We start from the raw sequence: 12,942 nt of genomic DNA on the forward strand, positions 1-12,942 counted from the left end.
TTAATGAAGAGGATGTTAATGTAGGCTTTAATAATTAAGGTGTAGTGATTGAGACATAATTAAATTTAATCTCTGTTATAACATTAAATACTTATACCCAAGTAACCTCAAGATGCTAGGTTCAGCGAGAGTGGCTTGGTTTGTAGACGCGGCGGCGATTTAAAGGTCTAGTGGACCTAAATCAAGAATCGGCAACAAAGTATACAAACCAAGACAACTTGCCCTTCGGGAGCGTGTCATTGACCCGACTTCTGTGTCAAACAACTTGGAAAGAGCTGGCTATTACGCTGCGTTGTTTTCCTTGATCTCGAATCAATGACAGCGCTCTGAATCCTGCATCTTGAAGTCACTTGGGTATATAATATAGTGCTGGTGGTAAATAAGGCTCAACCCTTATGGTCGACATAAGCAAAAGCACTATTTGAGATGCAGTGTCGGAGAGACTTTCCCACGCTCTGTGATTAGCTCTCAAAAGAGATGAGAGCTTATTATGAGAGTCTAGTCTTGCTTGGCGCGATCTAAAAAAGTTTGAGTGATGAGCTGGAACAAGGCATCCACACTCGGTCTTTGTTCAATATGGTTAAATAGGGGGGTGTGAACATCACCGCGAATATGATCGGCATGGCCACACAATTGATTGCACAGTTTTACCGGTTCAACGATCTTTTCTACGTCCGCATCAATAAGAATGCAGGCCTGAGAGAGCACCACTTGCCCGCCGCCTTTCTTCAGTAAGACTCGTTGAGCGGTTCCCACCACTTTTTGTCCATTGATGTTTAGGTTGTAGTCCCCGTCACAATAGGAGTTGGGTGTTGCGTGCACATCAACCTTCACTCCGAGTTGTTCAAAGAACACCCCTAGGACAGAACATAAGTCGAGATACGCTTTTTTGATGTCGTATGGCTGACCTTCTGGCCAATGATAAATGTGGGATAGATTAATGATTCCAGGAACTTGAGGTACGGGCGCGCCGCCAGTTTTTCTAGAGAATAGCTTCCAGTTAGTCTCTTCAAGACCTTGTTCAAGCTCGTCTGAAATAGGCCACTTCTTGCCTGCAGGAAGGACGAGCGTTGGGCTTTTCACTTGCCACAACAATAAGACTTGAGAGAGTTGATCCGTCTGCACGAGTTTGATCAGTTCATCTTCTTTACTGAAAACATCTGCGACTTCAGTGCATTGATAGCGGATCAGTTTATTTTTGGAAGCCAAATTCAGTCCCTCTTTTCATCTACCCTTCAGTTTTACTCCAATTCCTTCACAAAATCCAATCACAACTCTGTTTTTGTTTGAAAGTAAATGTTCATTAAAAACATTAAGTTAAAACCTTCATGCGCAAATATCGAGTCAGGTTTATAATTTGTTTTTAATGCAAATGTTGCGTATGCAATGATTGTTATGTAATCTTTGTTTTGTACCGCTACTCACATCAAATCAAAAAAGAGAATATTGCTATGAAAAAGTCACTCAGCCTAGCTCATCGACTCAGCTCTATCAGTGCCTATCTGCTCATCTTGAGCTTTTTTATTAGCACCGTGTTGGTTGAATTATTTGGTGATCACCAAGCTATCTTGTTCGTCAAAACCTATATTTCTTTTGCGATTTGGGCAGTCGTACCATTAATGGTAATCACTGGAATTACTGGTGCTAAGATGGCATCGAATGTGAAAAAAGGGCCTTTAGCTGCGAAGAAAAAACGCATGCCTTTTGTTGCCTTGAATGGTCTGCTGATTTTGGTTCCTGCTGCAATTTACTTAAAGTACTTAGTGGGAATGGGTCAGTTTGATACCATGTTCTACATTATTCAGGGGATTGAGTTGCTTGCTGGCTTCATCAATCTTACCTTGATGATGCTGAATATTCGTGATGCTCGCGCATTAAAGGCATCAAGAAAATCAATGCTTGTGTAGAGCATAAAAAATTTTTGTTGTTCATTGCTTAAACGATAAATAGAATCCGCAGTCTATTTAATTCTAAGGCGATGAAATTATGAAAAAGTTAATGACTGGTGCAGCATTAGCAACGTTATTAACTGGTTGTGTGACGTTCCCAACACAAGAATCAGAGCAAGTAAAAGTGATTTGGGATGATGTAAATGCAATCGAAAACTGCCAACACCTTGGTACAGTAATGGGCTCAGAAGGTCACTTCTACGATTACTGGCTCCATGCAGACAAAGACATGGTTTGGGGCACATTAAACCAAATGCGCATAAAAGCAGTGGAATTGGGTGCAGACACGCTTTACTTGTATCAACCTCTGGGTTTCTCAAGCTCGGTCACTATGTTCGCTAACGCGTATCAATGCCAAAACTAAGCTTGGAACAAACGAATAAAAAGCAGACTGTCGACAGTCTGCTTTTTTGCTTTATGCCCCCCAATTTTAAAGGGGGCTGCAAGGAACGACAGGACAGGCCGTTCTTGAATTTTAGTTCAAGCTTGCGGTCGCCATAGCAACGGAATCGGTAAACGATACACTGAATGCGTCATCGGTATTGAGCACTTTGGCAGGAAATTCCAAGCTTAGCTGAGTTTGAGGCGCCACTTCAGATTCCACACTGGTAATGAACTTCCGAGTTTCTCCAGGAGAAATCGTCAGGTCGCTGTTTCCCTCTGGACCAAGTTCAGCAATACCAATGGTTGCTAGGCCGTTACCTTCACCATCTACCAAACTCAACAGTGATTCGGATTTGTAAATCAACTCGCCTTTATCGGTTTGGTACGCTCTGAAGGTGTTAAAGCTTGGCTGTAAATCGCCTTCTGTTGCTAAGTTAGTCACAGAGAAAGTGACATTCGAGCCGTCAAATTTTTCGACTTTGACTAAGACATTCGCGTCTTGGTAACGAGCGGCTGCCGCAGCGGTTGCCAGCTCTTTCTGTCTTTGTTTCTCTCGTTCAACTTCAGCGATACGCGCTTCTTCCTCTGCAATACGTGTTTCTGCCATCGCGTAAGACTTATCTACCATCGCCAGTAGGGCAGGGATAGAGTAAGCAGACAAGCCCTCTAAGTGATCGAAGTCGATCTTCGCATGAGTGGTCATGTTATTGGTCGAGAACTGACAGTGACCATCAATTAAGCTCACGAATGCGACTTCATATGTACCTTGTAACTTGCTTACTTCAACGCCGGCCTTCTCTATGTTGGCACGCACTTGTTTGATTTCTGCCAGCGACTGCTTAGGTAATGGGCCGTTTGGTGATACGTCGTTAGCCACAGAGACTAATGCTTCGGTCACGAATGGATTGTTTTTCTCTGGAACGACGGTAGTTACAAGGTTAGCTTGAGTAATATCTTCCCCAAGTAACACCGTCATTTTTTGCGATGCAGCGGTCTTATTACCGGCGAGAACGTCGCTACAGTTCGGTGAGTTGCTTGCATTTGCAGATGTTGCAGCAACGAGTGATAGCATGGCGGACAAGCCAGTGATGACGAGTCCTTTCGATGGTCGATTGTTCATCCTGATAACCCCTCTGGAATATGATGCGCTCAGCTAACGTTTGTTGCCCAACTTAGTTGGGATAGCGACATTCAGAATGGTTGTAGTCGCGTCCTCGCCACGTTCATCTTCACAAGACTGTTTAGTTGGCTTTTTCTGCCCAACTCTAAATCGCGATAAGCCGTCACGATCAAAAGTGTTTGAATTCGTCGATGATGCTACAAGGTCGATGTCTTTTTTCTGAAAGATAGACGTAACTTTTCCAAGCTTCAAATCCGTGATCGAGATCTATTTTTTGCGATGGTGCGAGGATCAAGAGAAAACAGACACTTAACGTAGAGAGTTGATTTTGAGAGAAAAAAATAAATTTTTTGGGGAACTTTTTGAAACGCTACCTTTGAGACTTAATTCGCATCTCAAAGGCAGGTGTTTGGAAATCAAGGCGTAATTTTGACTACAGTGCGTTTAATACGCCCGCCAAACGGGTCACGGCAACTGTCAATTCTTCTGGTGTAGCGTTTGTAAAGTTTAAGCGCAGCGCTGCTTTTACTGCTGAGCCCTCTGGGTAGAATACAGGACTTGGTACAACGGCAATGCCGTTAGCCAACAATGATTTGGCCAGTTCAAACGTATCGCATTCTGGGATCTCTACCCATACGAACATACCACCATCAACAGGCTTAAGGACGCAGCTTGATGGAAGCTGTTTTTCTAGCTCTGCATACATCACATCGTAGCGAGACTTGTACAATTCACAGATGGTGGTGATGTGGGTGGCAAAGTTGTCATGTTGAAGCAAGCCGTGCAGTAGGGCTTGCATCGGTACGCTTGAGTGCAAATCGGCACCTTGTTTGATTTTAATCAGCGGTTCTAGGTAGCTAGTTTTACCCGTAACCACGCCGATACGAAGACCTGGCGATGCAATCTTAGAGAATGAACGCAGTACGATAGAGTTCTGTGGACAGAAATCAGACACCAAAGGCAAAGCTTCACCAGAGAAACGCAGCTCGCGGTACGGTGCATCTTCGATGAAAGCCACGTTGTATTGAATACAAAGCTCTGCAACCTTTTGACGCGTTTCTAGTGCCCAGCATACGCCCGTTGGGTTATGGAAATCTGGCACCGCATAGAACATCTTCGGCTTTTGCTCAGCGAAGCACTGTTCTAGCTCTTCAAGGTTTGGACCGAACTCTGTTTGAGAAACAGTCACGATGTTTGCTTGAACCAAGCCAAACACCTGCATCGCACCAAGGTAGCTTGGGGCTTCCATTACGACTTTGTCACCCGGGTTCACATAAGCGCGTGCAATCAAATCCAAACCTTGCTGAGAGCCAGTGGTGATCATCGCTGTGTGTGTTTCAGGAAGCTTGAAGTAACCGTTTAGGAAGCTAAGTAGAGGTCCATAACCTGCGGTTGAGCCGTATTGGAACACCTCTGGCATGTTGGCCAAGTTTTCAAGCGTCGGCTTCATTAAGTCGATTGGGAAGGTCTTCTCATCTGGCAAACCGCCAGCAAGCGAGATGACGTTTTTATCGCTAGCGGCAGCGAGGATCTCTCGAATGTACGATGACTTTACTTGTTGTAGTGACTGTGCGATTTCCATGTGTTGTGTTTCTCGTATTTCTCATTGTTATGCGAGAAATAGTACATGGGAATTGCTTACTTTAGTGTGTCCATTTATGCTGTTAAACATGTCCATTTATGCTATTTAAGCCAAAAGACAGAATATGAGCCAACAACAAGTTTCCAGAATCAATGACGTACTGTTCTACATTCACCAAGACATTAGCAGAGAATTATCCGCTAAAGAGTTGGCTGATGTAGCAGCGTATTCTGAGCAGCATTTCCACCGTATTTTTAAAGAGGTTGTAGGGGAGTCGATTCATCAATACATTCGTCGTACGCGAATGGAATACGCAGCCAATCAACTGATGTTTGATACCAAATCCTCCGTGTTAGAGATTGCCAATAAGTGCGGTTTCAGTTCCGTGTCTTCGTTTAGTCGGGCCTTTAAAGCTACGTTTGCCTTGTCGCCAGGAGTATGGCGAAAACACGATTTACAGATCGCAGAGAAGCCTTATTTAAAAGATCCCGAAGTCGCTGCGGGTTATCATCGCGTCGCCAAGCGTGCTTTACCAGATCCTAAAGTTGTCGAAGTGCCCCAACGCTTTGCGGCTTATGTTCGTCACGAGGGTTATAACCGTTCGATTCGCAATGCTTGGCTGGTGTTAAAAGCGTGGGCCAACTCTGAGAACCGAGACTTCTCTACGCAATATGGTTTGCATCATTCCAACCCGGCTTGGGTTGAGTTGGACAAATGTCGTTACGTGGCGTGCATGGCCATTGATAAACCGCTTAAGTATCGCGGAGTGGTGAACCAGATGACCATTCCGGGTGGCTTACATGCGGTATTTCGCTTAACAGGCGTGTACGGTGAGTTATTACCGCAAATCAGTATGGTGCTAGAGAAATGGTTGCCAAACTCGGGCTTTAAGCAACGCTCGACTCCTGCGTATGTGCATTATCATCAAAACCACTTTTTAAATCATGAAGAAGCGTTTGAATTAGATTTCTACTTGCCTATCAGTTTCTTCTAACAATTTCTTTTAAAAAGCTTTGCTTCACGTTCAATGCTTTACTATTGTGTCAGATGAAAATGCTCGGCATTGACGTCGGACTTTATAGAATGAGTTGAAAATGAAATGAATATAGAACATCTCAAGCTTTTCGTTCGTTTGGCATCAACGCACAACATCAGCATGGCAGGACAAGAGCTTGGATTATCGCCAGCCGTTGCCAGCGCCCACATCAATAAGTTGGAAGAAGGGCTAGGCGTTCGCCTTGTGCACCGAACCACACGTAAGGTCTCATTAACGGAAGAAGGTCAGGCATTTTTGCCACACGCAGAAGAAGTGCTTGCAACGGTAGAAGCGGCACGAGGTGCGGTCGGAGTAGGTCATAGCGCACCAACCGGCACGCTTAGAGTTACAGCGCCAGCGTCGTTTGGGCGTTTGCATCTTGTGCCTGCACTCAAAGGCTTTATGGCGGCTTACCCCGAGCTAACGGTGGATTTTCGTTTTTCTGATTCCATCATTGATATGGTTGAAGGTGGGTTCGATGTCGCGATTCGTCTTGCAGAGTTGAAAGACTCAACGCTGGTGGCACGCAAATTAGCTCCGGATCGCCGTATCATTGTTGCTTCACCAGAGTATTTAGAAAAGCACGGTACGCCGAAAACACCGCAAGAACTTGCTGAGCACGAATGCGTGACGCTAATGGGGCTAGACAATTGGGTGTTTGAAACCCCAGATGGTCATTATGCGATGCGCGCTTCGGGCAGCTTTAGAACCGATAACGGCGATGCGATGCGTGATGCTTGTATCGATGGACTTGGTGTGTCGATCAACTCGATTTGGAGTGTCTACAAACAGCTTCAAGCCGGTGAGTTGCTTGAAATCTTGGAAGACTACCCATTGGTGATGAACGCCAGCATTTGGGCGGTTTACCCTAGCTCACGTTTGATCGCACCTAAGGTTCGTGCCTTTATTGATTACTTTGCCGAGCATTACGGGCAGCCACCTTACTGGGAAACCGAACTGGCTACCCATCAGAAATAAACAAAAACGCTTTCCAATCGGAAAGCGTTTTTTATTGTGTTTATCTAGCGGGAAAGAGAACGACTACCAAGAAAAAGTCTGGATGACGTTGTCTTTTGCCATTGGGTTAGATGCAATCGCGTGATTGATGTTTCTCAGAAAATCCTCGCGTGAATCCAACAACCAACCTTTCTGTGGAACGATGTTGTTACCATGGTCGCCCCAGTAGAAGGTATCAATGTTCAAGTTTTCGAGTAGGTATTTCTCTTCCTCAAGCACTTGAAGTTGAGTTGGCATAATGAACTCACCATTCTTCACTTCTTGTTCCATCACCGTTCCTGGTTGAATCGCAAGTGCCATAGGCGCAATTTGCTCAGGATTGATTTGGTTCAAGATGTCTGTTGTCGCAATAATGTGTTCTTTTGAACGTTCGCGTCCACCTAGGCCAAAGATGAAAGACAGCAACACTTCAATGCCAGCTTCTTTTGCCATTGCCATGCCTTCGATCGCTTGCTCTGGTGACATGCGTTTTTTAATGCGCTCAAGAACAACGCGATCGCCAGATTCAAGGCCAGAATAGGCCATATCTAAACCTGCATCTTTCAGCTCTTTCAATTCAGCAATGGTTTTACGGCGGAAATCGTTCAATCCACTGTAAAGAGATATCTTTTTGCATTCAGGAAACGTTGAACGCAGTTTGTCGAAGATCTTAAGCAAGTAATCCGTACGTGCCGCCATAACGTTACCATCAATCAAGAAGATCGATTCTACATGTGGGTAGATCAGACGCGCTTCTTCAATGTCTTTAAACACGTCTTCAATAGGGCGTACCTTAAAGCGTTTGTCATCAAACATGCTGCAAAACGTGCAGGTGTTGATGCTACAACCCAATGTGGTTTGGATTAAGATGCTGCGGTATTCCGGCCATGGTCGGTAAACTTTGCCCTCATAGTTCATAGTTGGATCTCCAGTTAAAAGCGGGATGATTCGATGTCATCACTCGCGAAAGATAATGGGAACGAACGCGTTTGAGTCTGGCGTTTTTCCCGATGGCTGAAGATTAACAAGAGAAGGCTTTGTTGATAATTGGCCTTTATATCAAATGAGTTTTTAGATTTTGTTGAAAATGAACAATGATGGCAGTTTTAGAAGCACAGAGACGGAAGCGTGAGAAACAGAAACGCCAGAAATCAGTAAACAGAAACCAGTACGTAAAAACAACAACACCCAGCTGAAGCTAGGTGTTTAACAGGAATCAACTGTGTGAATTAAGCGAGTTTAGCAATCACTGCTTCAATCGCGTCTACCACTTGTTGTGATTTGGTGTCATTCAACGCATCACGATGAGGAGCGGCAAAAGCTTCAATGTCGTTGTCGAAGTACGAACCGTGCGCTTGAGCAAATTCATCCGATAGTGCGGCACGAATTAGAATGTCTGCGCCCAAACTGATGTCATTACCCGCGATACCGTAAGCGTCTTTCACCATTTTGCTGCCAAGGAATGATTTTGGATTGACGGAAACCACCATCGGACCGACATTTTTCAACTGCAATCCCATAACGCGTGACCACATGGTTAGTGCCAGTTTGCTTTGAGCGTAAGCTTCCCCGTCTGACAGTGGTTTTTCGCCCATCAAGGCTTCGATGCTCACTGGTGCTTGTGCCGCAGAAGATAGGTTTACGACACGACCTGTGTTGCCAAGTAGTGGGAGCAACTCTTTTGTCAGCATGTATGGTGCAATGGTGTTAACGGCAAAGCGCACATCAAGGCCTTCTTGAGTTCTTGAGTTAGGTGTCGCGAATACGCCTGCGTTATTGATGAGCACATCCAGTTTGCCAAAGCGCTCTGCCACTTCTGCAACCATCTGTTTAACGGCTTTGACTGAAGACAGATCAGTAACGATGCTTTCCACTTTGCCAGCGTTCATCTCACTCAAGCTTTGCTCTACGTTTTGTAGCTTAGCCTCGTTGCGGCCATGAACAATCACGTGGTGACCATCTGCCACTAGCATCTTTGCTGTTTCTAAACCAATGCCGTCTGTAGCTCCAGTAATCAGGATGATTTTTTGCATAATTGAGATTCCTCATGAAGTCGTTATGCAACAATCATAAAGTGAACAGAGTGATTAAACTATCGAGGTAAAGAGGGAAACACTTTATACGCAAAATTGAAAATCAATTTGTTATCTTTTTGTGGGCGATACGACGAATTAACCGCCCACGAAATGCTATGGTTATTTTAAGCGTTGCTTAAGATTTGAGCAGCTTGATTAACTAAAATACACTCAGCCCAAGAGGTCTTTATGTTAGGCGAAAATCACTCATTAACTCATGAATTCCCAGAACATTTGGATACCATCAATCAGCTGACAGCAAGTGACGCCTCGTTTGCTGAAAACGCTAAAAGCTACAACTCTCTCGATAAAGAAATCCGCGAACTAGAATTGCGAGGAAACCCACTCGACGACCATGAAATGAACACACTTAAACATAATCGTGCGGAGCTAAAAGACTGGCTTTACACAAAAATTATGAGCGCATAATTAAGACTGTGACTCCATGGATGGCGGCTCGAATTTCGAGCCGTTTTTTATGCCGTTTTTATACTGGTTCTAAACGCTACTCGACAGGTAAGTGCCCTGTCTTTACCCAGATGATCGTCTCTTGATCAACAAAAGGAAAATGCTCGCTCATGTGTGGGTTGCGTAACCACGTATGCTGGGGGTAGTGACCTAATTCATCATTAAACTCACCAGACAGAACAAAGATCTCTTCCCCTCCAAAATGGCGATGAGGTTGAAACTTTTCACCTTTAGGCCATTTGACCAATGCCACATGCTCGTGTTCAAAGTTGTGCAATGGCATTACCTCTAATCCACCAATACCCGGTAACCACTCGGTTTGGTTGGTATTGATGCGTACCGTTTCCAGATCGTTAGGATCAAATTGATTAAGTTTCACTAAGATCACGCAACCATCTTTGCTGAATGGGGCATGTTGGCTTCCCGGAGGGTTTCGTAGGTAAGTCCCCGCTGGGTAATCGCCATGTTCGTCAGAAAACACCCCTTCGAGCACCAGTATCTCTTCTCCATATGGGTGAGGGTGGGGCGAAAACTGTGAATTTGGCTCATAACGCACCACGCTGGTGGTGTGCCCAGATTCTTTGGCTTCTCGTTCTAGTGGCTTTCGCCAAACGCCTAATGCTGGGCTGGCAATCCAATCTTGTTGTGCGGTGTTAATCACCAACCGTTGTGAAAAATCCATGTTTAACATTGCTTGTTACCGGTGTCAGTCATGTTTGGAATAAATATATACCCAAGTAACTTCAAGATGCAGGATTCAGAGCGTTGTCACTGATTCAAGTTCAAGGAAAACAACGCAGCGTAATAGCAAGCTCTTTCCAAGTTGTTTGACGATGAAATTGCGTCAGTGACACGCTCCCAAAGGGCGAGTTGCCTTGGCTTGTATGCTTCGTTAACAATTTTTTATTTAGAGCCACTAGATCTTCAAATTGTTGCCTCGCCTTCAAACCAAGTCATTCTCGCTGAACCTAGCACTTTGAGGTTACTTGGGTATACACAGTTTCAAACTACACGTGTCTTGTCTGTTTGGCGGCTCTGATTTTTATCGTTTTAGCTCGCTGAACAAACATGAGGTAAGGCGGAGAGATGTGATGAGCAAACTGGATGTGTGATGGTTAATGATCATTAACCTTATGATTATTATTGATAATATTCACACAAAATGATTTTACAAATTGTTACATGCTTCGCTTTTTTTAATTCTTGTTATGTTATAACATCCGCGAAATATTTGATGGTGTTATAACATAACAAAATAAGGAAAAACGTTGTGAATAAAAAATTGGTCTCTTTAGCGGTTGGTAGTTTGTTTGTTTCCCCAGTTTTCGCCGATACGCTTTCGAACCCTCAGATTGGCGTGGTACTAGACGGTTACTATCAAGATGGCCAGCGTCATAACTCAGAGCGTGAAGAAGGTTTTGGCCTGGGTCATACTGAGCTGAACATGTCTGCAAACATTGATGATAAATTCCACGGTGCACTAACGGCGGTTCTAGAAAGCCACGGTGATGAAACCGAGCTGATGCTTGAAGAGGCGTTTATCGAGACACTAGCACTACCATACGGCTTAAATGTACGTGCAGGTCGCTTCCTATCTGACTTTGGTTACCTGAACAACCAACACATGCATACAGACAGCTTTGTTGAGCGTCCAATTGCTTACCGTACTTTCCTTGGCTCGCATTACTACGATGACGGTGTGCGTGCAAACATTGTTCTTCCAACTGACCTATATGTGAAGTTAGGTGTAGAAGCATTAAGCGGCAGCAAGATGTCTTCTGTTGAAGATGGTTCTGAAGTTGGCGTTTACACCACAACACTTAAGCTTGGCAGCGATTTCTCAGAGTCTTCAAGCTGGCAGTTTGGCCTGAGCTACCTACGTAACGAAAACGGTAAGGTAACAGAGTTCGAAGATCATGATCACGGCCATGCAGGCGAGCACGATCATGACCACAGCCACGCAGCTGCGGTAACGGGTGAAAACTTATACGGTGCAGACTTTGTATGGAAGTGGGCGCCAGATGGTAACTACAAGTACAGCAACTTCACGCTATCTGCGGAATACATGTTGCTAGACGGTGTGGCAGACAGCAAATACAAGAACGATGCTGAATCGCCAGACAATCTAAGCGCATACTACGTATCGGGTGTTTACCGCTTTAACCCAAGCTGGTCAGCGGGACTTCGTTACGGTGAAGCTGAAAGCTACGATGGCCATGCGCACGGCGACCACATGCACTTCACAGCACTGAATGATAAAGAAATGGATGCGATGATCGCATGGGATTCTTCTCACTTCGGAACTATCCGTGCGCAATACACTCGCATTGATAACCAAGACAGCGAGACAGACAACGTATTCACTCTGCAATACGTGATGACATTTGGAGCGCACGGTGCACATGCGTTCTAAGCTGACATTAAATAAATGCAGTTTAGCGATGATGGCGGCGGGGGCTGCCATCATCTCTTCACCTGCTTTGGCTCTTAACATCTTTGTTTGTGAGCCAGAATGGAAAGCTCTTCTCGAAAGTCACGCCCCAGACGCGACCATCTATTCTGCGACCACCGCCAAGCAAGATCCTCATTACGTACAAGCTCGCCCTTCTTTGATTGCAAAGATGCGCCAAGCCGACATGGCCATGTGTTCTGGCGCGGAGTTAGAAGTAGGGTGGTTACCTATGCTGCAAGTTCGCAGTAGCAATGGTGCGGTACAAAACGGTTCACAAAGCATGATCTACGCGACCGATTTCGTACGTATGTTAGACACTCATGATCATGTCGACCGCAGCATGGGGGACATTCATGCGCACGGAAACCCACATGTGCAGTTTGCGGCTAATGACATTATTCCCTTGTCGCATGTGGTGACGAAACGGTTACAAATGCTTGACCCAGACAACGCGCAAACCTATCAATTTAACGGCATGAAGTTCCGTGCCCATTGGCGTAAAAAGCTCAATGAGTGGAATGAGAAAGCTGCACCATTGAAAGGCAAGCAAGTTGTGGGGTATCACGCAACCTATCGCTACTTGTACGACTGGTTAGGCATGGAGCAAATTGCTGACTTAGAGCCTAAACCGGGCATCTCACCAACCACATCACATCTGCAATCTTTGACTAAACTGAACACGAACTCTTTTGAGGCGATCGTTTACTCATCGCATCAAGACAAACGCCCTGCGAATTGGTTACAACAACATACCAACAAGCCTCTGATTCAACTGCCGCTGACGGTTTCTGATGGCGAAAGATTGGATGAAATGTACGACCAAGTTATCGATGATTTGTTGGATGTGCTCGTGCAACCTGTTCCGGTGAAGATCTAAATC

At 45.0% G+C, this 12,942-nt stretch carries 14 protein-coding genes; 7 read left to right on the forward strand and 7 right to left on the reverse strand.

What is annotated here, in order from left to right; all coding sequences use genetic code 11:
* Nucleotides 1-498: 498 nt before the first annotated feature.
* Nucleotides 499-1,209 (reverse strand): hypothetical protein, encoded by a 711-nt coding sequence (locus tag ATB76_RS13135; protein ID WP_061035417.1) that lies wholly within the window; start codon nucleotides 1,207-1,209, stop codon nucleotides 499-501.
* Between the two features lie 242 nt (nucleotides 1,210-1,451).
* On the opposite strand from ATB76_RS13135, the gene ATB76_RS13140 reads away from it, so the two are divergent.
* Nucleotides 1,452-1,907 (forward strand): hypothetical protein, encoded by a 456-nt coding sequence (locus ATB76_RS13140; RefSeq protein ID WP_061035418.1) that lies wholly within the window; start codon nucleotides 1,452-1,454, stop codon nucleotides 1,905-1,907.
* 79 nt (nucleotides 1,908-1,986) lie between these two features.
* Nucleotides 1,987-2,313: a DUF4156 domain-containing protein gene (locus ATB76_RS13145; protein ID WP_038865090.1), complete on the forward strand. Its 327-nt coding sequence runs from the start codon at nucleotides 1,987-1,989 to the stop codon at nucleotides 2,311-2,313.
* Nucleotides 2,314-2,424: 111 nt separating this feature from the next.
* Here ATB76_RS13145 and ATB76_RS13150 read toward each other — a convergent pair whose 3' ends face one another.
* The 3 genes from ATB76_RS13150 to ATB76_RS13160 form a co-directional block, all read right to left on the reverse strand.
* Entirely contained in the window at nucleotides 2,425-3,453 is a 1,029-nt protein-coding gene (locus tag ATB76_RS13150) for a hypothetical protein (RefSeq protein ID WP_042602148.1), read from the reverse strand.
* A 33-nt stretch (nucleotides 3,454-3,486) separates the two neighbouring features.
* Complete coding sequence (locus ATB76_RS28175; RefSeq protein ID WP_039974807.1) at nucleotides 3,487-3,705, reverse strand: hypothetical protein; 219 nt, start codon at nucleotides 3,703-3,705, stop codon at nucleotides 3,487-3,489.
* 181 nt (nucleotides 3,706-3,886) lie between these two features.
* Nucleotides 3,887-5,035 carry a PLP-dependent aminotransferase family protein gene (locus ATB76_RS13160; protein ID WP_061035419.1) on the reverse strand — a complete coding sequence of 383 codons (1,149 nt, stop codon included), beginning with the start codon at nucleotides 5,033-5,035 and terminating at the stop codon, nucleotides 3,887-3,889.
* 124 nt (nucleotides 5,036-5,159) lie between these two features.
* Between ATB76_RS13160 and ATB76_RS13165 the strand changes: the two genes are divergently transcribed.
* Nucleotides 5,160-6,029: a helix-turn-helix domain-containing protein gene (locus tag ATB76_RS13165; RefSeq protein ID WP_042602151.1), complete on the forward strand. Its 870-nt coding sequence runs from the start codon at nucleotides 5,160-5,162 to the stop codon at nucleotides 6,027-6,029.
* Between the two features lie 105 nt (nucleotides 6,030-6,134).
* On the forward strand, nucleotides 6,135-7,049 hold the full coding sequence (locus tag ATB76_RS13170) for a LysR family transcriptional regulator (RefSeq protein WP_061035420.1): 915 nt from the start codon (nucleotides 6,135-6,137) through the stop codon (nucleotides 7,047-7,049).
* 63 nt (nucleotides 7,050-7,112) lie between these two features.
* Here the strand turns inward: ATB76_RS13170 and ATB76_RS13175 are convergent, their stop codons facing one another.
* Nucleotides 7,113-7,985 (reverse strand): radical SAM protein, encoded by an 873-nt coding sequence (locus tag ATB76_RS13175; protein WP_038882409.1) that lies wholly within the window; start codon nucleotides 7,983-7,985, stop codon nucleotides 7,113-7,115.
* Between the two features lie 311 nt (nucleotides 7,986-8,296).
* Nucleotides 8,297-9,100 carry an SDR family NAD(P)-dependent oxidoreductase gene (locus tag ATB76_RS13180; protein ID WP_061035421.1) on the reverse strand — a complete coding sequence of 268 codons (804 nt, stop codon included), beginning with the start codon at nucleotides 9,098-9,100 and terminating at the stop codon, nucleotides 8,297-8,299.
* A 231-nt stretch (nucleotides 9,101-9,331) separates the two neighbouring features.
* Between ATB76_RS13180 and ATB76_RS13185 the strand changes: the two genes are divergently transcribed.
* On the forward strand, nucleotides 9,332-9,571 hold the full coding sequence (locus tag ATB76_RS13185) for a YdcH family protein (protein WP_038865100.1): 240 nt from the start codon (nucleotides 9,332-9,334) through the stop codon (nucleotides 9,569-9,571).
* Nucleotides 9,572-9,647: 76 nt separating this feature from the next.
* Here the strand turns inward: ATB76_RS13185 and ATB76_RS13190 are convergent, their stop codons facing one another.
* Nucleotides 9,648-10,301 carry a cupin domain-containing protein gene (locus ATB76_RS13190; protein WP_038865102.1) on the reverse strand — a complete coding sequence of 218 codons (654 nt, stop codon included), beginning with the start codon at nucleotides 10,299-10,301 and terminating at the stop codon, nucleotides 9,648-9,650.
* 579 nt (nucleotides 10,302-10,880) lie between these two features.
* Between ATB76_RS13190 and ATB76_RS13195 the strand changes: the two genes are divergently transcribed.
* Both ATB76_RS13195 and ATB76_RS13200 read left to right on the forward strand, forming a co-directional pair.
* The gene (locus tag ATB76_RS13195) at nucleotides 10,881-12,023 is read left to right on the forward strand and encodes a hypothetical protein (protein WP_061035422.1); all 1,143 of its coding nucleotides are present in this window, start codon (nucleotides 10,881-10,883) and stop codon (nucleotides 12,021-12,023) included.
* On the forward strand, nucleotides 12,013-12,939 hold the full coding sequence (locus ATB76_RS13200; RefSeq protein WP_061035423.1) for a zinc ABC transporter substrate-binding protein: 927 nt from the start codon (nucleotides 12,013-12,015) through the stop codon (nucleotides 12,937-12,939). The genes ATB76_RS13195 and ATB76_RS13200 overlap by 11 nt, the downstream gene beginning before the upstream one ends.
* The last annotated feature ends 3 nt before the right edge of the window (nucleotides 12,940-12,942 follow it).

The organism is Vibrio sp. MOR3 (assembly GCF_001557775.1).
Taxonomy (GTDB): domain Bacteria; phylum Pseudomonadota; class Gammaproteobacteria; order Enterobacterales; family Vibrionaceae; genus Vibrio; species Vibrio jasicida.